23 protein-coding genes are annotated in these 25947 nt (G+C 56.3%); all 23 read right to left on the minus strand.

Annotated features, from left to right (window positions below; genetic code table 11):
- Nucleotides 1–117: 117 nt before the first annotated feature.
- The 23 genes from RB620_RS14760 to RB620_RS14870 all read right to left on the minus strand — a co-directional run bounded on the left by RB620_RS14760 (nt 118) and on the right by RB620_RS14870 (nt 25944).
- Nucleotides 118–2238: an S-layer homology domain-containing protein gene (locus RB620_RS14760; RefSeq protein WP_308095492.1), complete on the minus strand. Its 2121-nt coding sequence runs from the start codon at nt 2236–2238 to the stop codon at nt 118–120.
- A gap of 77 nt (nt 2239–2315) precedes the next feature.
- The gene (locus RB620_RS14765) at nt 2316–3107 is read right to left on the minus strand and encodes a tyrosine-protein phosphatase (protein ID WP_308095494.1); all 792 of its coding nucleotides are present in this window, start codon (nt 3105–3107) and stop codon (nt 2316–2318) included.
- Nucleotides 3108–3543: 436 nt separating this feature from the next.
- A complete protein-coding gene (gene lysS / locus RB620_RS14770) occupies nt 3544–5064 on the minus strand; it encodes a lysine--tRNA ligase (RefSeq protein WP_374121412.1) in 1521 nt (506 codons plus the stop codon).
- A gap of 87 nt (nt 5065–5151) precedes the next feature.
- Nucleotides 5152–5628: a transcription elongation factor GreA gene (gene greA / locus RB620_RS14775; protein WP_308095498.1), complete on the minus strand. Its 477-nt coding sequence runs from the start codon at nt 5626–5628 to the stop codon at nt 5152–5154.
- A 289-nt stretch (nt 5629–5917) separates the two neighbouring features.
- Complete coding sequence (gene dusB, locus RB620_RS14780; protein ID WP_308095500.1) at nt 5918–6961, minus strand: tRNA dihydrouridine synthase DusB; 1044 nt, start codon at nt 6959–6961, stop codon at nt 5918–5920.
- Nucleotides 6962–6970: 9 nt separating this feature from the next.
- Nucleotides 6971–7183 carry a helix-turn-helix domain-containing protein gene (locus RB620_RS14785; protein WP_308095502.1) on the minus strand — a complete coding sequence of 71 codons (213 nt, stop codon included), beginning with the start codon at nt 7181–7183 and terminating at the stop codon, nt 6971–6973.
- On the minus strand, nt 7135–7674 hold the full coding sequence (gene folK / locus RB620_RS14790; protein WP_308095504.1) for a 2-amino-4-hydroxy-6-hydroxymethyldihydropteridine diphosphokinase: 540 nt from the start codon (nt 7672–7674) through the stop codon (nt 7135–7137). The genes RB620_RS14785 and folK overlap by 49 nt, the downstream gene beginning before the upstream one ends.
- Nucleotides 7652–8038, minus strand: coding sequence for a dihydroneopterin aldolase (gene folB / locus RB620_RS14795; protein ID WP_308095505.1), 387 nt, complete (start codon nt 8036–8038; stop codon nt 7652–7654). Before folB ends, folK begins: the two co-directional genes overlap by 23 nt.
- 39 nt (nt 8039–8077) lie before the next feature.
- A complete protein-coding gene (gene folP / locus RB620_RS14800) occupies nt 8078–8974 on the minus strand; it encodes a dihydropteroate synthase (RefSeq protein WP_308095635.1) in 897 nt (298 codons plus the stop codon).
- 771 nt (nt 8975–9745) lie between these two features.
- Nucleotides 9746–10888 carry an aminotransferase class IV gene (locus RB620_RS14805; RefSeq protein WP_308095507.1) on the minus strand — a complete coding sequence of 381 codons (1143 nt, stop codon included), beginning with the start codon at nt 10886–10888 and terminating at the stop codon, nt 9746–9748.
- Complete coding sequence (gene pabA, locus RB620_RS14810; RefSeq protein ID WP_308095508.1) at nt 10885–11469, minus strand: aminodeoxychorismate/anthranilate synthase component II; 585 nt, start codon at nt 11467–11469, stop codon at nt 10885–10887. Before pabA ends, RB620_RS14805 begins: the two co-directional genes overlap by 4 nt.
- A gap of 14 nt (nt 11470–11483) precedes the next feature.
- The gene (locus RB620_RS14815) at nt 11484–13064 is read right to left on the minus strand and encodes an anthranilate synthase component I family protein (RefSeq protein WP_308095510.1); all 1581 of its coding nucleotides are present in this window, start codon (nt 13062–13064) and stop codon (nt 11484–11486) included.
- Nucleotides 13065–13408: 344 nt separating this feature from the next.
- Complete coding sequence (cysK, locus tag RB620_RS14820) at nt 13409–14347, minus strand: cysteine synthase A (protein WP_308095511.1); 939 nt, start codon at nt 14345–14347, stop codon at nt 13409–13411.
- 123 nt (nt 14348–14470) lie between these two features.
- On the minus strand, nt 14471–15415 hold the full coding sequence (locus RB620_RS14825; protein WP_308095512.1) for a peptidylprolyl isomerase: 945 nt from the start codon (nt 15413–15415) through the stop codon (nt 14471–14473).
- A gap of 18 nt (nt 15416–15433) precedes the next feature.
- On the minus strand, nt 15434–16333 hold the full coding sequence (gene hslO, locus RB620_RS14830) for an Hsp33 family molecular chaperone HslO (RefSeq protein ID WP_308095513.1): 900 nt from the start codon (nt 16331–16333) through the stop codon (nt 15434–15436).
- A gap of 2 nt (nt 16334–16335) precedes the next feature.
- Nucleotides 16336–17109, minus strand: coding sequence for a type III pantothenate kinase (locus RB620_RS14835; RefSeq protein ID WP_308095515.1), 774 nt, complete (start codon nt 17107–17109; stop codon nt 16336–16338).
- Nucleotides 17106–17990 carry a carboxylating nicotinate-nucleotide diphosphorylase gene (gene nadC / locus RB620_RS14840; protein WP_308095516.1) on the minus strand — a complete coding sequence of 295 codons (885 nt, stop codon included), beginning with the start codon at nt 17988–17990 and terminating at the stop codon, nt 17106–17108. Before nadC ends, RB620_RS14835 begins: the two co-directional genes overlap by 4 nt.
- Complete coding sequence (gene nadB, locus RB620_RS14845) at nt 17983–19596, minus strand: L-aspartate oxidase (RefSeq protein ID WP_308095518.1); 1614 nt, start codon at nt 19594–19596, stop codon at nt 17983–17985. The genes nadC and nadB overlap by 8 nt, the downstream gene beginning before the upstream one ends.
- A 66-nt stretch (nt 19597–19662) precedes the next feature.
- The gene (nadA, locus tag RB620_RS14850; protein ID WP_308095636.1) at nt 19663–20601 is read right to left on the minus strand and encodes a quinolinate synthase NadA; all 939 of its coding nucleotides are present in this window, start codon (nt 20599–20601) and stop codon (nt 19663–19665) included.
- A 581-nt stretch (nt 20602–21182) separates the two neighbouring features.
- The gene (locus tag RB620_RS14855; RefSeq protein ID WP_308095519.1) at nt 21183–22136 is read right to left on the minus strand and encodes an ABC transporter permease; all 954 of its coding nucleotides are present in this window, start codon (nt 22134–22136) and stop codon (nt 21183–21185) included.
- Between the two features lies 1 nt (nt 22137).
- Nucleotides 22138–23223 (minus strand): ABC transporter permease, encoded by a 1086-nt coding sequence (locus RB620_RS14860; RefSeq protein WP_308095521.1) that lies wholly within the window; start codon nt 23221–23223, stop codon nt 22138–22140.
- 6 nt (nt 23224–23229) lie between these two features.
- Entirely contained in the window at nt 23230–24777 is a 1548-nt protein-coding gene (locus RB620_RS14865; RefSeq protein ID WP_308095523.1) for an ABC transporter ATP-binding protein, read from the minus strand.
- A 120-nt stretch (nt 24778–24897) separates the two neighbouring features.
- A complete protein-coding gene (locus RB620_RS14870) occupies nt 24898–25944 on the minus strand; it encodes a BMP family lipoprotein (protein ID WP_308095524.1) in 1047 nt (348 codons plus the stop codon).
- Nucleotides 25945–25947 lie beyond the last annotated feature (3 nt).

Here is a 25947-nt window from a genome sequence, read left to right on the forward strand (position 1 = left end):
ACAATTTTACACATTTAACAAAAAAATCTCCCTCCCATCCACATGGGAGGAAGATTTTGTTACTGTTCTTTAGGACTATTTTCCTTATTTAGTAAAACAGAAGAATATTAGTCCTTCTTAAGCTTCGAAATTAAACGCGCGGTAAATGATAACGGCCGCTTGAGCGCGGGTTGCACTGGCATTCGGCGCGAATTGGCCATTGTTGCCAACGACGATCTCATGGTTAGCCGCGAACGCAACGCCTTGCTTCAAGGATTCCGAGATGGCGCCGGCGTCGGAGAAACCTTCCAGCGCCGCATTCACGTTGGCAACATCAGCCGTTCCATGAACCGCTTTAAGCGCGCGGGCGACCATTGTCGCCATCTCGGCGCGCGTAATGGATGCGTACGGATCAAAGGTTTTGGCCGAACGGCCGTTAATAATGCCCGCTTGGGATGCAGCGGCAACGTAAGGTGCGAACCAATCGCCGGCTTTCACGTCTGTGAAGCTTTCTTTGGCATTAATGTTATCCAAATCAAGGGCATGCACCAGCATCTTCGCGAATTCAGCGCGCGTTACGTTAGCCGACGGGTCAAATACACCTTCTGCTTTGCCGTTGATTGCACCTTTGGCGGCGATGACTTCAATGGCGCGACCGGCCCATGCCTCTACGTCTGCCGTATCGCCAAACGATACTTTGTTCTCGACGACGACATAGGAAGAGAATTGATCACGGGACTCGACAATGGAATTGCCTTCGACTTTGCCGCCTTGGATCTGCAGCTTGCCGTCGACGATCTTGGCAACGGATAACAGCTCCGTGTCTACGCCTTCGGTGTTGCCGAGCGGGATGCTAATCGTAATAGGCTGGCTGAACGATGTTGTTGCTACTCCGCCAACCGTCAGGTTGAAGTCGTACACTTGGGAAACGGCTTGTTGACCGCCCGTTACTTCTTCGCTTGCATCGGACTTGTTGATCGAGAAGTCGACTGCCTTGGAGAATGTGCCTCCGACTGGCAATCCAACCGTCAACCCGCCGACTTTCAGGGAGATGCCCGTAAGACCTGCACTCGCCGCTTGCTGCATAACGGCTTCCGAGAGACCGATCTCGGCATTGTCCTCTGCCACATCGCCGAAGTCGATGGTCACGTTAAGAGCAGGCAGACTCTCGCCTGTCGCAGCTTGCAGAGCTGCTGCCGCTGCCGCGATACCCGCGATCGCGGACAACGCTTTGTTCTCGTCCAGCTTCAGCGTCGCTTTGCCATTCTCGACGGTTACCGTGCTCGCCAAGTTAGACAGCTTGTCCACAACGGCTTGAGCTTCCTGAACGGCCGCGGCAACAAGCGCCGCTTTCTCTTCGTCAGATGCGGTTGCGAGCTTGTCTTTTAGTTCGTCAAGCTTCTTGTTCAGTTCGGTTACGGAAGCTGGCAGTTCTACGACAGGAGGAGTCGAAGGCCCCGTTACCGGCGGCGTGTCGATGTCAGTCATCTCTTCATAAGCCGCGAACAGAGCAAGGGCAGCATTCAAGAACGTCTCGTTATTGTTCACCGCAGCTTTGAGTGCCGAAATGGTCGATTGTACGTCTTCCGTCGTTATCCCGTAATAAAGGAATACCGTTTTTACCGGATTAGTTCCCGCCGGCATGTTCGCCAATGCTTGCTCGAACAGTTCGTTGAAGCCTTCCGGATCGGTTAGAAGCGCCGCCAATTGCGTAAGCGTTTTGGACTCCAAGATATCCATCGCTTCTTCTTGCGCAAGCATGAAGTAGCTTACGATATCCTCGACCGTCAGATCGCTAACACCTGCCGCAGCCGCATACTCGCTAAGCTCTTGGTTGTATGCAAGGCGGAGCGCCTCCAGATCCGTCAGATTCGGATCATAGGTCAAGCTTAACGCGTCTACGAATAGATTTTTCAGTACGGCACTTTTCGCGGGTTGCTCACCTACTTCGATATCCTTCATAAACTTCTCGACGATGGGTTGCGCGATTGCTCCTTTGGTGCTGTTCGGAATGCCGTTAATGGCCGCACGAAGCGCTTGGACAGCACCCAGGCCGCCTGTCTCGATAAGTGCAGCACGAAGCGCTGTTACTTTCGTCGTTACCGTTGAGCTTGGGAATGAAGCCGCAGCCGCATAAGCCACTCCATCAAATCCCAGCTTCTCAGCCAACCCCTTGTTGCTGAGAGGAATTCCCGCGAATGCGGACATCGCTACGCTGGTCGCGATTGTCGTAATCGCTAGTTTTCTTCTTAATGTCACTTTCAATCACCTCTATATTAGTAATAGTGCATTCGCCGGCAATGGGCGAACGGCTAATAAAACCTAATCGTTCGGGTCTATCTGGCGAACAGGGCGGACCACAGCTTCTTAACCGCGCCTTTGGATGCCGATGATACGGCCATCGGAGGTTGCTCGCCGAAAGGCTTGTCCTCCAAGACGTTTGCGGCATTCGCTTGCAAATACGCTGTCCATGACGCTCCCATCGTCCTCTCGATGGCCGCGTATGCCTCGCGCATGCGGAAACCGCGCCGCAGCGCATGATGAGCATCGGAAGAGACCAGATGGATGTTTCCGCGCTTCAGGAACTCCCAAGAGGCTTGTTCGATTCGCTTGCCGAATCCTCCGAGCAGAGAATGGGTAGTGACCTGCGCGTATGCGCCGAGATCGATGAGCTCCTCTAGCCGTTCCGGATGCTGCACCACCTCGGCGTTGCGCTCCGGATGGGCAATGACGGGCAAGAGGCCCATGATCGCAAGCTCATGCACAAGATCCGGCATTCCCTTCGGAATCCGGGACGAAGGCATTTCTAAGAGCACGAATTTGGAGCCAGCCATCGTAAGCAGCTCATGGCGATGCCAGGCATCGAGCAGATCGTCATGCACGCGGATCTCCTGACCGGTGTGGACGGAGACGGGGATACCCGATTCCGTCAACCTTTCATTTAACTCGTCTACTAGCCGAATCACGCCGCCCGCCGGGTTCATGTACGTCCCATTGGCATGGTGCGGCGTTGCGATGAGCGCCGTGATTCCTTCTTGGCTTGCCGCGCGAGCCAAGTCCAGAGCGTCCTCGATGCTTGCGGCGCCATCATCGATTCCGGGAAGAATATGCGTATGGATGTCTATCATGCTGACTACACTCCCTAACAGAAAATCGGCAACCAAAGCCGAGGGCCCACGACAAAAGACACAAAATGTATCATCATTCTAGTATTTTCGGCACTCATAGACAGCGGACGACGATTTTTTACCTCAACAATTACTAGTATATATTAGATTTTCCTTGGTGGTAAAGTAAATAATTGGCTATGTAAACGTTTTACTAGCTTTTGTTTCAGATTTCGTTCAGTTTTTTGTGACCAATGTCTTACGACTAGAGCATCGGCAGGAGGTCTTAAGAAATAATTCTCTGGACTCATTCCGGAGGACTCTACCGCTTACCCTCATTTCTGCATCAAATCGGAAGCGCTCGGGTTCCGGGAGGCAGACATAAGCCGGCTGCATGCAAAAAAAATAAGACCGCTCAGCCAAATCGGCTAAGCGGTCTTGCGCGCAATAACAACTATTATTCCCCCGAGCGAAGCTCCCTCATATGAGGGAAGAGCAGCACGTCGCGGATGGAAGGCGCATCGGTGAGCAGCATGACCAAGCGGTCGATGCCGATGCCGAGTCCGCCGGTTGGCGGCATACCATATTCGAGTGCGCGGATGAAGTCGTCGTCCATCTCATGCGCTTCGTCGTTGCCTTGGTCTTTCTCAACCAGCTGCGCCTCGAAGCGTTCGCGTTGGTCGATCGGGTCGTTCAGCTCGGTGAAGGCGTTGGCATGCTCGCGCGCCACGATGAACAGCTCGAAGCGGTCCGTGAAGCGCGGATCGGCTTCGCTCTTCTTCGCCAGCGGCGAGATGGCGACCGGATGGCCCATGACGAACGTCGGCTGGATCAGCGTCGCCTCGCAGCGCTCTTCGAAGAACGCGTTCAGAATATGGCCGAACGTCATGTGCGGCTCGACCGGGATCTTGTGCTCCTTGGCCAGCGCATGCGCCTCGGCGTCAGTCATCTCGACACCGAAGTCGACGCCCGTGATTTCCTTCACGAGGTCTACCATCGTGACGCGGCGCCATGGCGGCGTCAGGTCCACTTCTTGGCCTTGATAGTTGATTTTCGTAGTGCCGAGCACTTCTTGCGCAATATGCGCGATGAGATTCTCGGTGAGCGCCATAATATCTTTGTAGTCGGCGTACGCTTCATACAGTTCGATCATGGTGAATTCGGGATTATGCCGTGTCGAAATGCCTTCGTTGCGGTATACGCGTCCGATCTCGTACACCTTCTCCAGGCCGCCTACGATCAGACGCTTCAAGTGAAGCTCGATCGCGATGCGCATGTAGAGCTGCATGTCCAGCGCGTTATGATGCGTAATGAACGGACGTGCTGCGGCGCCGCCCGCGATGGAATGGAGCGTCGGCGTCTCCACTTCCAGATAGCCGAGGGAATCGAGATAACGGCGCATCGATTGGATAATGCGTGAACGCGTTATAAAGGTTTGCTGCACGTCCGGGTTCACGATCAGGTCGACGTAACGCTGGCGGTAACGAAGCTCGACATCCTTCAAGCCGTGATGTTTGTCCGGCAGCGGAAGCAGCGACTTCGTCAACACGTCGACGTCAAGCGCTTTGACGGACACCTCGCCCGTGTTTGTTTTGAACACGACGCCTTGCACCCCTACGATATCGCCGATATCGAGCAGATCGAACGCCGCGAACTTATGTTCAGCCACCGTATCTTTGCGCACATAGATTTGAATCCGGCCGGAGAGGTCTTGAATGTGTGCGAAGCCAGCTTTGCCCATGCCGCGCTTCTGCATGATCCGTCCGGCAATGCTGACCTTGACCGCCTGCTCCTCGAGCACTTCCTTGCTGAACCCTTCATATTTCTGAAGAAGATCCTTGGCATGATGCGTCCGCTCGAACTTCTGGCCGAACGGGTCCACGCCGAGTCCTCTCAATTCATCCAGCTTGTCTCTGCGAATCTGCAGAAGCTCGCTCAGCTCCTGCTCGTTGCTCTCGTTGTTCTGATGTTCCGACACTGCATTCATCTCCTTTATTTCGCATGAACGTATAAACGATCAAAAAGCTTCCTGCTAGGAAGCTTTCGAAATCGGCGCTCGCGCACCTTATTTCTTGATATCGACGATTTTATATTGGATAATTCCCGCGGGCACGTTAACCTCAACGACCGTGCCTTTCTTCTTGCCGAGGATCGCTTTGCCTACGGGACTTTCATTCGAAATTTTATTCTGGAGCGGATCGGATTCCGCCGTGCCGACGATCGCGTATTCCATCGTATCGCCGAACTCCAGGTCTTCCACCGTTACGATCGAACCGATGCTTACGGTATCGATGTCAATGTCGTCATTATTAATAATTCGCGCGTTGCGAAGCATCTTCTCAAGCGTAATGATCCTGCCTTCGATAAAAGCTTGCTCGTTCTTCGCGTCCTCGTATTCCGAGTTCTCGCTAATATCACCGTAGCCGATTGCGATCTTGATCCGTTCGGCAACTTCACGACGCTTGATCGACTTTAGATTCTCGAGCTCTTCTTCAAGCTTCTTGAGCCCGTCTTGAGTCAGAATGATTTGCTTATCGTTCATCTTTCCGATTCTCCTGTCGTGTGACTAATTTTCATACCGTGTATGAATTCACTGTTACCTAATATATTACGCATTCAATCCGTCAGACCTATCCCGAATAAAGCGCATTCTTTTATGAAGAAGTTTGATTTATATTGCACGATTATATTGCATGGTTTCCCGAATGTCAATCAAAGACAAACGATTCGGTGTGAGCTATTCTCACTAGTCTCGTAACCCAATGACGACGTAAAGCGGTTACTGTCGACGAGTGTCGAATAACCGCTGAAACGTCGTATTCAATTCCGGTTTAATGCATGATTTCCTCGGCGGAATCATCGTTCGATCGGACGGAAGCGGCGGCTGGAATTTCGTCCGCGGCTTCTTCGAGCGATGCGATGTACGTCTCCAGGATGGACACCATCCGGTCGCGGTCCGTCTCTTCCATGATGACGTCTTTGACGCGCGCGCCGCCAGGCAAGCCCTTCAGGTACCAGGCCAGATGCTTGCGCATCTCGCGCACGGCGACCGCTTCGTTCTTGAGCGCGATCAGGCGGTCGAGGTGAAGGATCGCGACTTCCATCTTCTCGCGCGGCGTCGGGTCTCCGAGCAGCTCGCCGTTCTGCAGGTACTGAATCGTGCGATACAGCATCCATGGATTGCCGAGCGCGCCCCGTCCGATCATGACGCCGTCCACGCCGGTCGTATCCAGCATGCGCTTTGCGTCTTCGGGCGAGAAGACGTCGCCGTTGCCAATGACAGGAATGGAAACGTTGTTTTTGACATCCTTTATGATGTCCCAATTGGCTTTGCCCGTATACAGCTGCTCGCGCGTACGCCCGTGAACGCTGACCGCCTTGCCGCCGGCCCGCTCGACCGCCTTGGCGTTCTCGACGGCAAATACGTGCTCGTCGTCCCAGCCGATGCGCATCTTGACCGTGACCGGCTTATCTACGGCGTCCACGACGGAGGATACCATCTCGTAAATCTTGTTCGGATCGAGCAGCCAGCGGGCTCCCGCGTCGCACTTGGTGACCTTCGGCACCGGGCAGCCCATGTTAATATCTATAATATCGGCGTTCGTCTGCTTGTCTACGACCTTCGCGGCTTCCACGAGCGATTCGCGGTCCCCTCCGAAAATTTGCAGGCTAAGCGGCTTCTCGCGCTCATCGACGAATAACATTTCCATCGTGCGTTTGTTGCCGTGCAGAATCGCCTTGTCGCTCACCATCTCGGCGCAGACGAGGCCGGTTCCGAATTCTTTCGCAATTAAGCGAAAAGCGGGGTTGCACACGCCTGCCATCGGCGCCAGCACCACTCTGTTCTTCATCTCGATGTCTCCGATTTTCAGCATGTCGCTTCCTTACTCCTCCTTAATCGTCATCAGTTCTTCGTAGCTGATGCCAAGCGTCTTCGCGATATGATGCAGCAGCTTAGGGTCGTTCTTGCGCGTACCGCGCTCCAGCGATCCAAGCACCGCTACCGAAACGCCCAGCTCCTTGGCCAGCTCCTGCTGTGTGTAGCCCTTCAGCTTCCTGAAGGCTCTGACGCGCTGCGCCAATTGATTGTTTTCCATAAGGTAATGCCATCCTTTCCTGCCTGAAGCGCCGCAACGGATGTCGTGGACACCTGCTCATGCAGCGGATGCGAACTCGATATCACATCATGCAGCGGAACAAGCACGAAAGCCCGTTCCATCATGCGCGGATGCGGCAGCGTCAGCTCCTCTTGATCCATTCTGACATTATCGTATAGGAGGAGATCAAGGTCAATGGTTCTTGGTCCCCAACGTACGTGTCGAATTCTCCCGAGGAGGCTCTCCAAACGCAGCTGCGTGCGCAGCAGGTCGAGCGGCTGCAGCGCGGTGCTCACCGCGACCGCCATGTTCAGGAAAGCAGGCTGATCGGTATAGCCGACCGGGTCGGTCTCGTAGATGCCCGAGACTTGCGTGACGCGGATGCCCGGCTGGGCGTCCAGCTCCGCGATGGCGCGCATGAGATGCGCCTCTCGGTCTCCCAAGTTGGAGCCGAGCGCGATATATGCGTTATGCTCGTACTGTTGCGCCATGTCCGTCCCGCTTTCTCCGCAGCTCGATCGTCACGCCGTCGAAGTGAATCTCGAACGGCGGATGCGGCTTCGTCACTCGAACGGTCACTTCATTGATCATAGTATAAGCTTCCAGCACACGCGATGCAATGTGGCCGGCCAGCGCTTCGATGAGCTTGAACGGCGGGCCTTCCACAATCTCCTTCGTGAACGCGTGAAGCTCCGCGTAGTTAATGGTATAGTCCAAGTCGTCCGTTCGCGCCGCTCGATCAAGGTCCATGCTCAGCTCGAGGTCGACATAAAATTGTTGTCCCAGCTTATTCTCCTCTGGAAATACGCCGTGATAACCATAGAAGCGCATTCCGATCACTTTCATGAGATCCATTATGTCTTTCACTCCTTCTATCGATAGGACGATGCCGGTTCAGCGATTCAAGTATTGAATCGCGTCCGTCATCAGCGCGGTGAGCTTCATCTCGCGCACGTCGTGCACGCGCACGATCTGGCAGCCGTGCGCGATGCCGAGGGCGACGGTCGCCGCCGTTCCCCAGGCGACCTCGTCCACCGGCAGATCCAGCGCCTGCCGGATGAACCGCTTGCGCGAGGTGCCGAGCAGCACCGGGTAGCCGAGCGCCGTCAGTTCCTGCAGGCGGCCGAGCAGCTCGAGGTTGTCCTCGTAGGTTTTGGCGAAGCCGATGCCGGGATCGAGCCAGATCCGGTCCTCGGCGACGCCAGCCGCCCGCGCGATGCCGATGCTGCCGTGCAGATCGGCGAGCACATCCGGGACGAAGTCGTTGTAGTCCCGGGCATGCCTGTTGTGGCTGATGATGACGGGACAGCCATACTCCGCCGCCGCGGCGGCCATGTCGGGGTCGCCCTTGAGACCCCAGATGTCGTTGATGATATGGGCGCCTGCTTCCAGGGCGGCCCGGGCGGTCGACGCTTTGTAGGTATCGATCGATAGCGGGATATGCGGCAGCGCGGCTCGCACCGCCGCGATGACCGGCACGACACGGCCGATCTCTTCTTCCGCGCTGACGGCGGCGAAGCCCGGGCGGGTCGACTCGCCGCCAATGTCCAGAATGTCTGCGCCTTGCTCTACCATGCTGCGGGCATGGGCGACTGCCGCTTCTACGTCCATATATCGGCCGCCGTCCGAGAAGGAATCGGGCGTTGCGTTCAAGATGCCCATGATCAGCGTCCGCTCTCCCAGCGACAGCTTCACGTTTCCGCTTCCGTCCAGGTCATAGGTTCGCTGCCAATAGGTAGGCCTTTGCGGTGACGCCTTTGTGATAGGCGGGGCGCCCGGGGCAGATTGCATTTGTATTGGCTTCGTTGGCGCCTGTCCTTCGGCTCGGTTCATGCTGTCCATCTCTCTTCCATCCCTTCTGAGGCTGTCGATTATTGTCCCTAAACGCTCCAATAAGCTCGATCGCTTTCAAGCTGTTCGCTATGGACGAGACTTGTCGTCCTCGCGCTCATCCTCTGCTTCCCATTCCACGGACCTCAGGGATGTTATCGGGACATTATTGTCCCTCTTCATATTGTAACGGTCTGAGCGGACCTTAAAGCGCAAATTTACTCTTGTTTTTACGCAATTAGGGGTGAATAACGGCTCCTCGGAGGCTGTCGATTCATTGTGAACAATTTGATTTTCTGCTTGATGGGAATTCAGGTTGGTATGTGGGGGCTTTCCACCCGCTTCTAACGGTTGCCAGTGCGCTTATTTCGTCTTAAACGCCATTCCCAAAATTGTAAGGGTTGCCAGCGAGCTTATTTCATCGAAATCAGCCCCATTATGCCGTTTTAGTGCCAAATAAGCTCCACCACAACCGTTATAATTTCAAACCAGCCCAAAAGACGCATTTAGCCTCACTGACAACCGTTACAGAATCTAACACACGACTCGTGGCCACTAGCACGACGATTGGAGTCGACAAGTGTTGTCCACATTAAATCGACAGCCTCCCTCGGTCTGTTAGATTCCAACATTGCCTTATTTTTTGGCAATAACGACTGTGGTGTCCGTTAGCTCAAAAAACACATCTGCGAGCTACCGCCCGCCATTCATCGCCAGTCTCCAATTACTTGGTTACAGTGTTGCCGATCCGGTATCGGCTCGATACATGGCGAGCAGGCGCATGGTCAGGGGACCCGCCTCTCCGCCGCCAACCTTCCGTTCGAATCCGTCCCAATCGCTCAGCACCGTCACCGGCACAAGCTCCTGAATCGAATTCGTCAACCACACTTCATCCGCCTCCAGCAGCTCCTCCCACGAATACAAGCCTTCTTCGACCTTGCAGCCCGATTCCTGCGCAAGCTCCAAAACCCGTGCCCGAGTCACGCCGGGCAGAATGCCCGTTGCGATGGAAGGCGTGCAGACCGTTCCGTCCCGTAAAAAAAACAAATTGCTGACGATGCCCTCCGCGAGCCAGCCTTCACGGCTCAGCATCAGGCCTTCGGCTCCGGGCGAAGGGAGGCTGGAGACAGCCTGCTCTTGATCGGCAACCATAGGTGACGGTCCTTCCGATGCAGCGGAATGCGACGACAGCAGCGGGTCGACGTCTTCGGCGTCCTGCACCCGATTGCCACTTGGTGCTAGCTGACCCGAATTCGATCCACGCTCGGGCAGTTGCGGTTCTGCACCAGACTCAGGCTGCGACATTCCCGCTCCATGCTCGGTCAGTTGCCGCACGGCATCGGGATCCGATCGCAGAGCTGCTCTGTCCTCGCCCCGCGTCAGACCCAACATCTCCCGCTTCGCCAAAATATTGTTCATATAATGAAGCGATTTGAACCGGACCTGTCCCTCCGGGGTGTTCCGCCTCGTCCGCAGCAGCCTCAGCTCCCTGCCGCGCCGGAGCGTCTCGTCGCTCGTTGCGGGCAAAGCCTTCACGAGCAACAGTACAGTCGGGCGGGCGTAATCGCCGGCCGGCAATCCGAGCTCGCCGTCGCCCGCGCTTACGGTCAGCCTGACGTAGCCGTCCGCCAGCCCGTTGACGGCCAGCAGCTCCCTGACCCGCAAGCGCAGCTCGGCGCCTTCCATGTCGAACGGAATGCCCAGCTCGTCGCAGCCGGAGCGCAGCCGTTCCAGATGACGCTCTAGCAGATATGGCTCTCCGCCATACGTCCGGAACGTCTCGAACAACCCGAGACCGTACAAAAAGCCGTGATCGTATACCGAGATCACGGCTTCCCCACCATCTACAATCCTACCGTTCAGCCATACGTTCATCGCTGCAGCGTGCCGGCCGTGTGGCGCAGGAAGTTGCGAAGCATCGTATGACCGTGATCCGTAATGATCGACTCCGGATGGAACTGCACCCCTTCGATCGCGTATTCCTTGTGGCGGAGCCCCATAATCTCGCCCTCGGCCGTCTCCGCGCTGATCTCGAGGCAATCCGGAAGCGTCTCTTTCTTCACGATCAGCGAATGGTAACGCGTCGCGGTGAACGGAGACTCCATGCCCTCGAAGATCGATTTGCTGTCGTGTTGGATTTGGGACGTCTTGCCGTGCATCAGCTTCTCCGCCCGCACGACATCCCCGCCGAACGCTTGTCCGATGGACTGATGGCCGAGGCAGACGCCGAAGATCGGAATCTTGCCTTTGAAATGGTCGATCAGCGATAGGCTGATACCCGCTTCGTTCGGGGAGCAAGGGCCTGGCGATATGAGAATATGGTCCGGTTTGAGCGATTCAATCCCTACCAGGTCAATCTCGTCGTTCCGCTTCACGACGATCTCCTCGCCGAGCTCGCCCAAGTATTGCACCAAGTTGTACGTGAACGAATCATAGTTGTCGATGACTAGTATCATGTTTCGTTTCCCCCTTAAGCGTTCTCCTCTGCCGCGAACCGCTGGCTGTACTGAATCGCCTTCCACAGCGCCTTCGCCTTGCTTAGAGACTCGTAATATTCGCGTTCCGGATCGGAGTCGATCACGATGCCCGCGCCCGCCTGGATATGCACGGTTCCGTCCTGCACCGCCATCGTTCGAATAATAATATTAAATTCCATATCCCCGTTATAGTCAATCCATCCCATCGATCCCGTGTACGGCCCTCTGCGTACGGGCTCCAGCTCCTCGATGATCTCCATCGTGCGGATCTTGGGCGCTCCCGTGATCGTGCCTCCCGGGAAGGTTGCGGCGATGACGTCGTACGCATCCTTGCCTTCCGCCAGCTCGCCGTCCACCTGCGATACGAGATGCATGACATGCGAATACCGCTCGACGACCATTAATTCCTTCACTTGAACCGTGCCGTACCTCGAAATGCGGCCCAAGTCGTTGCGCTCGAGATCGACCAGCATAATATGCTCGGCCCGTTCCTTCTCGTTCGTCCGCAGCTCCTCCTCGAAGCGCAAATCCTCTTCCTCCGTGCGCCCTCTGCGCCTCGTACCCGCGATCGGCCGCGTGCCGAGCCGTCTGCCGTTCAGCTCCACGAGCAGCTCCGGCGACGCCGATACGAGTTGGAAGTCCGGACAACGCAGGAAGCCCATGTAAGGCGACGGGTTGAACAGCCTGAGCCATTCGTACAGCTCTTCGGGAGATGCTTCAACGCTTCGGCTCTGCCGCTGGGAGAGGTTCACCTGGAACACGTCGCCTTGCCCGATATATTGCTGTATCGCCCGAACGGCATCCATGAACGCGTCCTTCGTGAACGGAGAAAACAGCCCTTCCAGCTCCTCGACGTTAATCTGCAGCGTGTCCTTCTCCATCAGCGACTTCCGGCGCTCGCGCAGCGCATCCGCCCGATTCGCCGCCTTCTCTTCTTCGAACCAGGTGAGCCAATAGTCGGCCATCCCTTCGGCACGAGAAACCGCGCGGTCGTAAATCTCCCGGAGCGCTTCCCGCGACGCGTCGATCTCGATCGGACTATGAACGACGCAATAGACGACAGATCGCTCGTGGTCGATCACCCACAGCTCGTTCATCCGCATGAACAAGTAATCCGGAATTTCCGTGTCGTCCGCCGCGTAAGCCGGCAGCTTCTCGATCGTACGAACGATATCGTAACTCCAAAATCCCGCGCAGCCGCCAAGCCACTTCGGCCCGCCTTCCAACCTCGGACCGCGGCAATCGCCCATCCATTTGCGCACGATGTCGAGCGGCTTGCCCTTCCACTTCTTGCGGCCGATGGCTTGCTCCTCCATGGACAAGAACGCCATCGATTCCGCTTCAAGGCCTTTGCCTCGGATGACGCCCTCCGGATGTACGCCGAGATACGTGAAGCTGCCGACCTTCCCGCTCTCTAGCACGAACGCGTAAGGCGACGCATCCTGCCATACTTCCTCCCAAGAGGCGATGATCTCGCCCCCGTGAGGCTGATAGGGCAGCTCCAGCACGCAGGGCAGCGTCGTATATTTCTCTTCGGCGCGCCACCGTAGCCACTCTTCCCAAGCGGTGAACATCACCATCGCCCCCCCGATCTGATCTCTTGTTAGTTGCGCCTAGTATACCGAATTGCAACCAAAAAGAAAAGCGCCCCCCATTCCGCGGAATGGGAGGCCTAACTAGGCGGTGAAGCCGCTAATTAAGATCAAGTTCAAAAAGTCCGGTTTTCAGCACCGAGAAGGTTGAAAGAAGCTAGGAAATGAGGAGCGGAGCGTAGCTGGAGGCTACGTGAACACCTGCAATGTTTCCAGAGGAAACATACTTCGTAAGCATTCGCTTAGTTCCGGTTGAATTCAAGATTCGATGTCGAATACGCTTCCCGATAAGCTTCGTGATCAAAATTGGACTTTTTGAATTACCTTTAGTTTTCGAAGTTGAAGAGCGGTGTGCTGAGGTAACGTTCGCCGTTGCTCGGCACGATCGCGATGACGCGCTTGCCTTTGCCCAGCTCCTTCGCTACTTTCAAAGCCGCGCTGATTGCCGCGCCGGAGGAGATGCCGCACAGAATACCTTCTTCCTTCGCCGCGCGACGAGCGTACTCGAACGCTTCTTCGTTCTCGATCGTAATGACGCCGTCATAGATCTCGCGGTTCAGAATGTCCGGCACGAAGTTGGCGCCGATGCCTTGGATCTTATGCGGTCCAGGGTTGCCACCAGACAACAGTGGGGAAGCCGCTGGCTCTACCGCGTAGATCTTGATGCCGTCGAAGTTCTTCTTCAGCACTTCGCCAGCGCCGGAGATCGTGCCGCCGGTGCCGATGCCCGCGATAAACGCGTCCAGCTTGCCGTCGAGGGAGTTGATCGCTTCCACGATTTCTGGCCCAGTCGTCTCGCGGTGGATCTTCACGTTCGCTTGGTTCTTGAATTGCTGCGGCATGAAGTAAGTGGCGTTCTCCTTCACAAGCTCTTCCGCTTTGCGAACCGCGCCGTTCATGCCTTCCGATCCTGGCGTCAGAACGAGATCCGCGCCGTAAGCGCGAAGCAGGTTGCGACGCTCAAGGCTCATCGTCTCCGGCATAACCAGAATCGCCTTGTAACCTTTCGCTGCCGCTACCATCGCAAGACCGATGCCGGTATTGCCGGAAGTCGGTTCAACGATCGTATCGCCTGGCTTCAGTACGCCTTCTTGCTCCGCGACTTCGATCATGCTGATCGCGATGCGGTCCTTCACGCTTGCTCCCGGGTTCTGGTACTCCAGCTTGACGTAAACTTCCGCGCTGTCTTCCGGTACTAGACGGTTCAAACGAACCAATGGTGTATCGCCGATAAGTTCTGTTACGCTTTGCACAATTCTTGCCATGAGTGGAAAGCCTCCTTATTCCGACTAAAATAGTTGGTATTCTGCTTATTCCATCTTATCAATCTCAAGCTTCCGTTGTCAATAGCCACTTTACAAGCGCTTACCGGCTTTACATAGGTTTTCTCACTTCACAATAACGGCGTCGTAACGGACGAGCAGCTCATCCTCGATCTCGGTCATCGGCTTCGCCCGCTCCAGCGCCAGCTGCTTGCGGACGACGTCCTGCAGTCGCTGTCCCGCGAGGCCAGCCGTCGATTTTTGACCCATTAGCTGAATGACGGCATATCCGGATTCCATCGCGATCGGCCCCGCCGTTTCCCCGATGGACAGCAGACCCGCTTCGGCAAGCATCCCGCTATCGTAAAAAGGATCGTCCGCCTCGATAAATCCGAGATCTCCGCCTGATTCCTTCGTAAATTCGTCCAGCGAATACGACTTCGCCAACTCGGAGAATTCGTCCCCGCCTTCCAGCTTTTCGATCACTTCGTCTGCTAGCTCCCTTGTATCGGTAACGATCCACCGGAGATGATATTCGGACTTTGGCGCGAACTGTTCCGGATGTTCCTCGATATAAGCAGTCACCTCGGCGTCCGAGATCGGAACCGTGGCCGCCGTTATGTTCTCCAGCAAGAGCCTATACCGCATATCGTCAAGCACCTGTTCCCTGCTTAAACCAAGCTGCTCCTTCATAACGGTAAAAAACCGCTCCTCGCTCTCGTAGCCTTCGGCCGACGCTGCCAGTTCGCGGTCAAGTTCCTCTTGCGTTACTTTGATGTCCTTCGCAGCCGCTTCCCGGTCCATCGCCTCGCGAAGCATCAGCGTGCGCAGGACGGCATCCCCGTATTGTTTGTACAGCTCCTCGGTCAGCTTCTGCCGCGTAATTTCCTTGCCTCCGACGGTAGCAACGGCTTCGTCCCCGTCTCTATCCTTAGGCGGAACGGAGTCCGCCTGTTCGTTCCCTCTACCAAACGCCTGCGGCCACATCTTCACGATGACCGCCCCCGTTAGCGCAATCAGGCAGATCGCTTGAAGGATGACGACGGCCTTCAGCACTTCTACTCTTCTCATGTTCCCCTTGGCCTCCGGTTACTGGACCGGCTTCGGTTTCGCCTGCTCGAGCAGCTGCTCCAGCTGTGCCCGTTCAAAGGTGTACGTTTCGTTGCAGAAATGGCATACGACTTCCGCTTTGCCGTCCTCTTGAATAATGCCTTCCAATTCCTTCTGCCCCAGACTGATCAGCGTCTGCTCCACGCGCTCCGCCGAGCAGTGGCACTTGAATACGAGATCCATCGCGTCGTGGATAACGACATCATCGTCGACGACCCATTTCAGCAAATCCTCCGGACTTTCGCCTTGCGCCAATAGCGCCGTTACCGGCGGCATGCCGGAGATCGCTTGCTCCAGCCGCGTAATCTCGCCATCGGTCAGACCCGGCAACAGCTGCACGATATATCCGCCCGCGTGAAGCACGGAATTGTCGTTCTCCACCAGCACGCCCACTCCGACCGCGGAAGGGGTCTGCTCCGATACGGCAAAGTAATACGTAAAGTCCTCGCCGAGCTCGCCCGATACGAGCGGTACGCTGCCGCGGTAAGGCTCCTTCAGCCCGAGATCCTTCGTTATGTGCAAATAACCGGTGGAGCCGACCGCTCCAGCCACGTCCAGCTTGCCGCGCTCGTTGCTGCCATGATGCGCCTGCGGATGCTCGACATAACCGCGCACCTCGCCGTCCGCGTTCGCGTCCACGACGACTTGCCCGATCGGTCCGTCGCCCTTCACCTGAATCGTCAGCTTCTCCTTGCCCTTCAGCATCGCCCCCATCATCGCGCCCACGGACAGCGTGCGGCCAAGCGCCGCGGTCGCCGTCGGGAACGTGTCATGGCGTCGCCGAAGCTCCTCCACCAGATTGGTCGTGCGGCATGCGAACACACGAATTTTGCCGCCCCAAGCCGTCCCGCGCACCAGCATATCGTTTTGCTTCTCCATGATTAATGCCCCTCCTGATTCCGTTCGTAAATGATTCGAAGACCTTCCAGCGTCAGTAGAGGATCCACTTCTTCTATCGTATCCGATTCGGCGGCGATCAGCTCCGCAAGCCCGCCCGTCGCGATAACACGCGGCTTCACGCCGAATTCGGTTTTGATTCTGCCCACGATACCGTCAACTTGCCCCGCGTAGCCGAAAATAATTCCCGCCTGCATCGACGTGACCGGATTGCGCCCGATGACGCTCTTCGGCTTCGCCAGCTCGATGCGAGGCAGCTTCGCCGCCCGCTGGTACAACGCCTCCGTCGAGATACCGATGCCCGGCACGATTGCGCCGCCGAGGTAGTTGCCCCCCTCGTCGATATAGTCGAAGGTCGTCGCCGTACCGAAGTCGACGACAATGAGCGGCGTACCGTATTTCTCGATGCCGGCCACGGAGTTGACGATCCGGTCCGCGCCGACTTCCCTCGGATTCTCGTACCGGATGTTGAGCCCCGTCTTCACGCCGGGACCAACGATGACCGGCGCCTTGCGCACGTATTTCAGACAAAGCTGCTCCAGCGTCCGCATCAGCGGCGGAACAACGGAGGAAATAATAACGCCCTCGATCTGCTCCGTCTTGATGCCGGCGTAGCTGAAGAGGTTATGGATGTTGATTCCATATTCGTCTACGGTAGCGGAACGGTTCGTGCTGAGGCGCCAATGGTGAAGCAGCTCCTTACCTTTATAGACGCCAAGAACGATATTAGTGTTGCCAACGTCGATGACCAAAATCATTTCGCCGTTCCACCCTTCTTCTCGCCCAGATCGAGACTGATGTCCAGCGCGTTGAACGAGTAGGTGAGTCCCCCGACCGAGATAACGTCCACACCGCAAGCGGCGATGCCATGGATCGTGTCCAGATTGACGCCGCCGGATGCTTCGACGATGACATGCGGAGAGCGGCTTTTGATCAACTGCACCGCTTCCGTCATACGCTCGTTCCCCATATTGTCCAGCATGATGATATCCGCGCCGCAAGCGAGCGCCTCTTCCACCTGCTCGATCGATTCCGTTTCCACTTCGATCTTCATCGTATGCGGAATTCGGCTGCGTGATGCTTGAACGGCCGCCGTGATGCTGCCGGCGCCTTTGATATGATTATCTTTGATCATAACGGCGTCGTATAAGCCGAACCGATGATTGGCGCCGCCGCCGACCCGGACCGCGTATTTCTCCAACAGCCGATGCCCCGGCGTCGTCTTGCGGGTATCGACGAGACGCACGGAAAGACCTTGCAGCTTCGCGACGAACGCGCTGGTCTTGGTGGCAATGCCCGATAGACGCTGCATGAGATTAAGCGCAATCCGCTCTCCGGTCAGCAGGCTGTGCGTCCGGCCTTCCACTTCTATTATAACCGTGCCCTTCGTCACCCTGTCTCCGTCCTGGACCAAAGCCGTGAAGACGAGGGACGGATCCACGACCTCGAAGACCAGCTTTGCCACGGGAATACCCGCAATGATGCCGTTCTCCTTTACGTGGATAACAGCCTTCGACTGCGATTCCGCGGGGATCGTCGTCTCCGTCGTAATGTCGCCGCTTCCGATATCCTCGGCCAGCCAGCTTCTGATCTGGCTCCGGAGAGCCTCGTCATATCCGCCCGTCGTCCATTCAAACATGTTCAATCCGCTCCTCGGTTATGCCTTGTGTATAATGCAGAATCGTATGCTTGCGCCACTGGAGATCGTCCTTCGCCGGGAAGTCCTCCCTGTAGTGCGCTCCGCGGCTTTCTTCCCGCTGCAGCGCCGCCTCCGTCGTCAGCAGCGCGCAAGTAAGCAGATTCGCGAATTCGTATTGTTCCCGCTCCGTCAGCGTCGCCTGGAAGATCGGCAATTGCCGCCTCAGCTCGTCCAGCCCTTTGCGCAAGCCGCTCTCGTCACGCCTAAGTCCGGCATAACGAACCATGACTTTCTGCAGCTTGAGTCTCCGCTCCACTACAGCCTGCATGGACACGGAACTGCGCGCCACTTTGCTGACGACGTTTGGCCGAATGTCGAGCGGCGGCAGCTCCTCGATGCGCTTAATGATGCGGCGTCCGAAGACGATCGCCTCGGACAGCGAGTTGCTCGCCAGCCGATTGGCGCCGTGAACCCCCGTCGACGACACTTCGCCGCAGGCGAACAACCGCTTAATATTGGTTTCCCCGTTCAGATCCGTCTTTACGCCTCCCATCATATAATGCATCGCAGGCGCGACGGGGATCCAGTCGGAGGTCAGATCGAGCCCGTATTTCAGGCAGGTTTCATATATCGTGGGAAAACGATGCTTCACCATCTCCGCCGGTTCATGCGTAATATCGATATAGACAAAGGTCGACCGCGTCTCCTCCATCTCGCTTACGATAGCGCGGGCCACGACGTCGCGCGGCGCCAGCTCCAGCTGCTCATGGTACTTATGCATGAAACGCTCGCCCTTGATATTGCGAAGTACGGCTCCTTCGCCGCGCACCGCTTCCGAGATCAGAAATCTCGGCGCTCCCGGATAACAGAGCGATGTCGGATGGAACTGAATAAATTCAGGATCCCGTATGTAAGCGCCTGCGCGGTAAGCCATGGCAACACCATCGCCCGTCGCCACCTCCGGGTTCGTCGTATACCGATACAATTGGCCGGCGCCGCCGGAGCACAGAATGGTTGCCTTGCCCCTTACGAACAAACGTTCCCCACTCAGCTTCTGCACGATCGCGCCACAGCAAACGCCGTCCTCCGTAACGAGGTCGATGACGAAATGATCGTCCCATACTTCGATCTCGGGCGTAGATACCGCCTTCTCCGACAGCGCGCGGACGATCTCGTAGCCAGTCGCGTCTCCGTTGGCATGCAAAATGCGGCGCTGGCTGTGAGCGCCTTCTTTGGTCAAGGCGAATTCGCCGTTCTCGAGATCGAACTGCGTCCCCATCCGAATCAAGCTGCGGACGCCCTTCGGCCCCTCATGCACCAGCACGTCCACCGCCTCGTCGGAACAAAGCCCCGCACCCGCGATCAACGTGTCTTGGCGATGATAGGCCGGCGAATCCTCGTCCGAAATGACGGCGGCGATGCCGCCTTGCGCGTAACGCGTGTTGCTGTCGAGCAGCGACTTCTTCGTGATCATGAGAACCGAATGCTGCTCGCTTGAACGTATAGCGGTAAAAAGACCGGCAATGCCGGCCCCGATGACGATGACATCTTTATCCACGACCGGCAGCTTGTCCAGCTCCACGTCGATCAAGTATCTAGGAATCATAAGTGCGCCTCCCGCATTCGCGTCTAAGCTTTGGTCATTCTTCTCGTAACAAGGAAGCAGCGCATGCTACTTCACCTGCAGCATGCGCTCGAGCGACAAGCGGGCTTGCTCCGCGACATGCGGCGGCACGTAAATTTGAGGCTGCATCGTCTCCAGGCATTTGACGAGCTTCTTCAAATTATTGACCTTCATGTTCGGGCAGACCAAATATTTGGATGCGAAATGGAACGTCTTGTTCGGGCTGTCCAGACGAAGCTGGTAGCCGGTTCCGTCTTCCGTGCCGACGATAAACTCTTGGCAATCGGATTCCTTGCAATATTTGATGATCGCGGTCGTGCTGCCGACGAAATCGCCTAATTCCACGACTTCCGGACGGCATTCCGGATGCACGACGAACTGCGCGTTTGGATACTTCGCCTTCATCTCTTCTACGTCTTTGACGGTGAGCATGTCGTGCGTGTTGCAGTATCCTTCCCAAATAATCATTTTTTTGTCGGTGTTCTGCTGTACGTAATGGCCCAGGTTCTTGTCCGGCACCCAGATGACTTCGTCGCCTTCGACCGAGTTGACGACCTTGACGGCATTGGCCGACGTGCAGCAAATATCCGTCTCCGCTTTGATCTCGGCCGACGAGTTAATGTAAGTGACGACTGTTGCGTTCGGGTGCTGCGCTTTTAGCTTGCGAAGACCATCGACGTTAACCATGTCCGCCATCGGGCAGCCCGCGCGTTCGTCCGGAATGATGACCGTTTTGTTCGGCGCCAATATTTTCGCGCTTTCGCCCATGAAGTGAACGCCGCAGAATACGATAACATCGGCATCCGTCTGCGCGGCCTTCTGCGCCAGCAGGAACGAGTCCCCGCGGAAGTCCGCTACCTCTTGAATTTCGTCGCGTTGATAATAATGAGCAAGAATGATGGCGTTGCGTTCCTTCTTCAATTGCATCAGCCGTTCGCGCAGCTCGCGGTTCTGTTCCGCCTTGCGCTCAAGTGCCAGTGCTTCCACGATAGATCCTCTCCTCTTATGAGGGATGAGTACTTTCGGCAGCTCGTTGCCGAAGTTTGCCGAAGTCTCATTCCGTCCCGTTATGCCTAATCCGGCAGCCGCGTTGCATGCCATGAAACTAAAGCTGCTTCACGTCACCGACTTTGTGAATTGATGCACAAACTAAGGGATTCGATTACCTTTAGTTTGACCAAAAGCATGGTTTTCAAAAGAAACGGACGCTTGCGGTATATTCCTGCGTTGGGCATCTCTCTCTTCCCGACCAGAGCTCGCCTGCGCTCGCCTTGCGTTGACCCTCAATGCAATGACCTTAGACAGCCGTAAGAACGGTTGTTTAATTAATGTTTAATTTACACTTGACAGAGGGGTCTGTCAATGGAGTATTCATCATGATCGCACATAATTTCTTAGTATTTTTCTGATGGGAATCGTTCTCATATTCATCCTTCGGTCGATGGGCGTGAGCAGCATTTTGCGAAGCAGCATAGCAAATAGAAAAAGCCTGCCTCGTAGGTAAGCTTCAATTATTAAAAAACCAGACCGGAGCTGACTCCGGTCTGGCCTGTTTCGTTAGGTCTATGTCACCTGCGAGCCGGATCGTACGGCTGTCCGAGCGCCGAGGGGGCGCTTGAGCGGCCAACTGCCGCCGCGAGGACGATCAAAGTCAACACGTAAGGGAGCATATAGAACACTTCAGTCGGAATGTCCTTCGACCAGTCGAACAACTGGGCGAAGTTGCGAATCGCTTGCGCAAAGCCGAAGAAAATCGCGGCGCCCGCGAGGCCAAGCGGATTCCACTTGCCGAAGATCAGCGCCGCCAGCGCGATGAAGCCCTGGCCCGAGATCGTGTTGTGCGCGAAGCTGCTTGTCGTCGTCAGCGTAATCGTCGCTCCGCCGAGACCCGCCAGCGCGCCGCTGAGCATAACGCCTATGTAGCGGTATTTGGCCACGCTGATGCCCACAGTATCGGCCGAGCTAGGATGCTCGCCTACCGCGCGAAGGCGCAGGCCGAACGGCGTCTTGAACAACACGAAGTAGCTCACAATGACCAAAATAATAACGATGTATGTCGTCGGATACGCATGGAAGATGCCTTCCCCGATGACCGGGATGTCCGAGAGGAACGGGATGGACACCTTCGAGAACACATCCGACAGCTGCGGCGTCTGCGCCGACCCGTCATACAGGCTGCGCGTGAAGTAGATCGCGATGCCGAGCGCCAGGATGTTGATGACGACGCCGACGACCGTCTGATCCGACTTGAACGTAATGGTCGCCACCGCATGCAGCAGCGAGAACAAGACGCCGTAGACGACGGCGGCGATCAGACCAAGCCAAGGAGAACCGCCGCCGAAGCCGGCTTCCGATGCCGAATGCGTGGCGACGGCCGCAGCGAACGCACCGGACACCATGAGGCCCTCAAGACCGATGTTCACGACGCCGGAGCGTTCCGAGAACATGCCGCCAAGCGCGGCGAAGATAAGCGCGGTGGAGAACACCAGCGTCGTATTGATTAGTTGGCCAAGTACTTCCATGTTAAGCCGCCTCCTTCCGCTTGTCCGCCGCGCGCTTCAACATGAACGGCTTCAAAATAAACTTCACGATGCCGTGGGCCGCTACGAAGAAGATGACCGAACCGATCACGATACGAACGATCTCCGAAGGCACGCCCGCGCCGAAGCTCATGCCGGCCGAGCCGTAGCTCAGGCCGCCGAACAGAATCGAAGCGAGCAGGACGCCTAGCGGCGTATTGCCGCCAAGCAGCGCGACCGCGATGCCGTCGAAGCCATAGCCCGGAGAAGCAGCCATAATCGTTTGGTTGCCGAATACGCCCAGCACCTCGAATACCCCGCCGAGGCCGGCGAACACGCCGCTGATCATCATCGATTTGACGATCGTGCGATTGACGTTCATCCCCGCGTAAAGAGCCGCGTCCGGATTATGGCCGACCGCGCGAAGCTCGTAGCCTTGTTTCGTACGCCAAAGAAGTACATAAAAGACCACAACGCCGATAAGAGCGAAAAGCGTGCCCCAGTGCATCCTCGCCTTATCCATCAGCTCGATAAGCCAGTCGATATGCATGAGCGCCGAATCATGAATCGGTCTCGACTTCTGCTGGCCGGGCTCGAGCAGGTAGTTCGTCACGATATAATTCGCCAAGTAAAGCGCCGTCCAGTTGAGCATGATGGACGAGATGACCTCGTTCACGCCCCGCGTCGCTTTCAGGAAGCCGACTAAGCCGGCCCATAAGCCGCCGAACAATGCGCCCGTAACGATCGCAAGCGGGCCGTGGATGTACCACGGCATTTCGAACAATACGCCGACCAGCGTCGCTCCGGTCATGCCCATGACGAATTGTCCTTCGACTCCGATGTTAAATAATCCCGTCCGGAACGCGAAGGCGACCGCGATGCCGGTGAAGATCAGCGGCGTGACCGCCCGGATCGTCTCGCCCATATGGTACGAGCTGCCGAACAGTCTCTCGAAGAGCGAGGAGTAAGCCACGATCGGATTGTAGCCGCCCGCGAGCATCGCGATCGCGCCGATAATCAAACCGAGGATAATCGAGACAAGCGGAACGAGAAGCGATGATTTGTTGAATATTTTTTTGGCCGTGTCCATCTGCTGCTAGCTCCTTCCCTGAGCCGTCGCGGCGGCGTCTTCGGTATTCCCTGCCATGAGCAAGCCCAATTGCTCGTCGTCGCGATGATCGGCGTCCACTTCGCCGACCATCTTGCCTTCGTACATGACCGCGATCCGGTCCGACAGCGCATATAGCTCGTCCAGTTCGAAAGACACGAGCAGGATGGCCTTGCCTTGATTGCGGGCTTCTACGAGCCGCTTGTGCACGAATTCGATGGCGCCGATGTCGAGGCCCCGCGTCGGTTGAACCGCGATGAGAAGATCGGGATTCTTGTGCAGCTCGCGCCCGATGATCGCCTTCTGCTGATTGCCGCCCGACAGCGCCCGCGCCTCCGTATGTATGCCGGACAACCGAACGTCGAATTCGGTGACGAGCTCGCTCGCCAGCTTGTCCATCGCGCCGAAGTCAACGAACCCGTACCTGCCGAATTCCGGCTTAAAGTAAGTGCCGAGAATCATGTTCTCGCTGACGGAGAAATCCAGCACCAGACCATGCTTGTGACGGTCCTCAGGAATATGTCCGACCCCCGCCGTGGATATTTCGCGCGGCGAGCGGTTCGTCACGTCGGTGCCGTTCAGCTTCACGCTGCCTTCCTGCACCTTGCGCATGCCCGTAATGGCGTAGATCAACTCGCTCTGGCCATTGCCGTCCACTCCTGCGATGCCGAGGATCTCGCCGGCGCGTACCTGGAACGTCGTGCCGTCAAGCGCAGGCTTGCTCTGATCGCCTTTCATCCGCAGATCGTTGACGTCCAGCACGACCTCGCCCGGCTCGGCCTTTGTTTTCTCGACTTCGAACGTCACATCGCGGCCGACCATCAGCTCCGCAAGCTGCCTTTCGTTCGTTCCGGTTGTCGGAAGCGTCCGCACCACTTTCCCGCGGCGGATAACCGTGACCGTATTCGCAAGCGCCATAACTTCCTTCAGTTTATGCGTAATGATGATAATCGATTTGCCCTCTGCTGCGAGATTTCGAATGATTTCGATAAGTTCTTCGATCTCTTGCACGGTAAGCACGGCGGTCGGTTCGTCGAAAATCACGATTTCCGCGCCGCGATACAACGTTTTCAATATTTCTACCCGTTGCTGCATGCCAACCGTAATATTTTGAATCCGCACCTGCGGATCTACTTTCAGACCGTAACGCTCGGAAATATCCTTTACCTTCTGATTCGCGAGCTTATAATCAATCGTCATCCCTTTCTTCGGCTCATCGCCGAGCACGATGTTCTCGGCTACCGTGAAAGGTTGTACAAGCTTGAAATGCTGATGCACCATGCCAATGCCGAGCTCAATTGCCTTGGAAGCGCCGTCAATCACGGTGCGTTCTCCATTGATCCAAATCTCGCCTTCATCCGGCTGATACAGCCCGAACAAGATGTTCATGAGCGTCGATTTGCCTGCTCCGTTCTCGCCGAGCAACGCATGAATCTCGCCTTTCTTCAGCTCAAAGTTGATGGAATCGTTCGCCACCAGACCCGGAAATCGTTTCGTAATTCCCTTCAGTTGTACGACTGCCCCGCTCTGACCCATTCCTAATCACTCCCGGGATCAACATAATTTCCAAAATACAAAACAGCACAAGACCGGCTCCCGCCGGTCTCGCTGCTTCGGATACAAGCTATGCTTTATCCTTATTCAACCTACTTATTCTTATTCAGTCGGAACGGTAATTTCACCGCTAATGATCTTGCCTTTGTATTCTTCCACTTTCTCGAGGACGTCTTTCGGAACGTTCTTCGTGGAAGTCTCAGGCAAACCTACTGCATCGTCCTTCAGGCCAAGCTCTTGCACTTTGCCACCTTCGAAGTTGCCCGCGATCAGGTCTTTGGATACTTTGTGAACCGCAGTTTCTACGCCCTTCATCATCGAAGTCAGCGTCACTTCGTCGCCGAACTCCAGCGATTGGTCTTTGTCTACGCCGATGACCCATACGTCTTCGCCGTTCTTCTTGCGGTCGGCCGCTTCGTTGAATACGCCGTTGCCCGTGCCGCCGGAAGCATGGAAGATGATGTCGATGCCGCTGTTGTACATCGTAGCCGCCGCGCTCTTGCCAAGGTCTGGCTTGTCGAACGCGCCCGTGTATACCACGTTTACTTTAATGTCTGGCTTAACCGCCTTAACGCCGGCAAGGAAACCAGCTTCGAAACGTTTGATAACCGGAATGTCCATGCCGCCTACGAAACCGATTTTGTCCGTTTTCGTCATCAAGCCGGCAACCACACCTACTAGGAAGGAGCCTTCATGCTCGGCGAACGTAACGGATGTCACGTTCGGCGCGTCGACAACCGCGTCGATAACCGCAAGCTTCGCGTCCGGATTCTCGGAAGCGACCTTCGTGATCGCGTCAGTGAACAGGAAGCCGATGCCCCAAGTGAGGTTGAAGCCTTCGCGAACGAAGTTATTCAAGTTCGGTTCCATGTCGGCTTCGCCTTTGGACTCCAGGAACTTTGTCTCGGCACCCGTCTCTGCCGTTACGCGCTGCAGAGCTTCCCAAGCGCTTTGGTTAAACGACTTATCGTTAACGCCGCCAACGTCCGTAACCATGCCGATCTTGAAGTCTTTGCCTGTTCCGTCGGACTCCACTTTCTCTCCGCCGTTGTTTGCGCCCGTGTTGTTGTTCTTGTCGGCTCCGCAGCCGGACAATACCAGCGAGATCGCCAGTACCAGCGTAAGCATAAAGCTAAACGTCTTTTTCATGCC

This window comes from Paenibacillus sp. LHD-117 (assembly GCF_030929555.1).
Lineage (GTDB): Bacteria > Bacillota > Bacilli > Paenibacillales > Paenibacillaceae > Pristimantibacillus.

What these genes read in the sequence shown, in the direction of transcription:
- RB620_RS14865 (WP_308095523.1), bottom strand. Translation starts at nt 24,777, where the DNA reads ATGGGTCAGAGCGGGGCAGTCGTACAACTGAAGGGAATTACGAAACGA.
- RB620_RS14765 (WP_308095494.1), bottom strand. Translation starts at nt 3,107, where the DNA reads ATGATAGACATCCATACGCATATTCTTCCCGGAATCGATGATGGCGCC.
- folK (WP_308095504.1), bottom strand. Translation starts at nt 7,674, where the DNA reads ATGGCGCAACAGTACGAGCATAACGCATATATCGCGCTCGGCTCCAAC.
- RB620_RS14855 (WP_308095519.1), bottom strand. Translation starts at nt 22,136, where the DNA reads ATGGAAGTACTTGGCCAACTAATCAATACGACGCTGGTGTTCTCCACC.
- RB620_RS14870 (WP_308095524.1), bottom strand. Translation starts at nt 25,944, where the DNA reads ATGAAAAAGACGTTTAGCTTTATGCTTACGCTGGTACTGGCGATCTCG.
- nadC (WP_308095516.1), bottom strand. Translation starts at nt 17,990, where the DNA reads ATGTTTGAATGGACGACGGGCGGATATGACGAGGCTCTCCGGAGCCAG.
- nadB (WP_308095518.1), bottom strand. Translation starts at nt 19,596, where the DNA reads ATGATTCCTAGATACTTGATCGACGTGGAGCTGGACAAGCTGCCGGTC.
- RB620_RS14805 (WP_308095507.1), bottom strand. Translation starts at nt 10,888, where the DNA reads ATGAACGTATGGCTGAACGGTAGGATTGTAGATGGTGGGGAAGCCGTG.
- dusB (WP_308095500.1), bottom strand. Translation starts at nt 6,961, where the DNA reads ATGCTGAAAATCGGAGACATCGAGATGAAGAACAGAGTGGTGCTGGCG.
- folB (WP_308095505.1), bottom strand. Translation starts at nt 8,038, where the DNA reads ATGGATCTCATGAAAGTGATCGGAATGCGCTTCTATGGTTATCACGGC.
- RB620_RS14785 (WP_308095502.1), bottom strand. Translation starts at nt 7,183, where the DNA reads ATGGAAAACAATCAATTGGCGCAGCGCGTCAGAGCCTTCAGGAAGCTG.
- pabA (WP_308095508.1), bottom strand. Translation starts at nt 11,469, where the DNA reads ATGATACTAGTCATCGACAACTATGATTCGTTCACGTACAACTTGGTG.
- RB620_RS14860 (WP_308095521.1), bottom strand. Translation starts at nt 23,223, where the DNA reads ATGGACACGGCCAAAAAAATATTCAACAAATCATCGCTTCTCGTTCCG.
- folP (WP_308095635.1), bottom strand. Translation starts at nt 8,974, where the DNA reads ATGCAATCTGCCCCGGGCGCCCCGCCTATCACAAAGGCGTCACCGCAA.
- RB620_RS14835 (WP_308095515.1), bottom strand. Translation starts at nt 17,109, where the DNA reads ATGATTTTGGTCATCGACGTTGGCAACACTAATATCGTTCTTGGCGTC.
- RB620_RS14815 (WP_308095510.1), bottom strand. Translation starts at nt 13,064, where the DNA reads ATGTTCACCGCTTGGGAAGAGTGGCTACGGTGGCGCGCCGAAGAGAAA.
- hslO (WP_308095513.1), bottom strand. Translation starts at nt 16,333, where the DNA reads ATGGAGAAGCAAAACGATATGCTGGTGCGCGGGACGGCTTGGGGCGGC.
- cysK (WP_308095511.1), bottom strand. Translation starts at nt 14,347, where the DNA reads ATGGCAAGAATTGTGCAAAGCGTAACAGAACTTATCGGCGATACACCA.
- RB620_RS14825 (WP_308095512.1), bottom strand. Translation starts at nt 15,415, where the DNA reads ATGAGAAGAGTAGAAGTGCTGAAGGCCGTCGTCATCCTTCAAGCGATC.
- greA (WP_308095498.1), bottom strand. Translation starts at nt 5,628, where the DNA reads ATGAACGATAAGCAAATCATTCTGACTCAAGACGGGCTCAAGAAGCTT.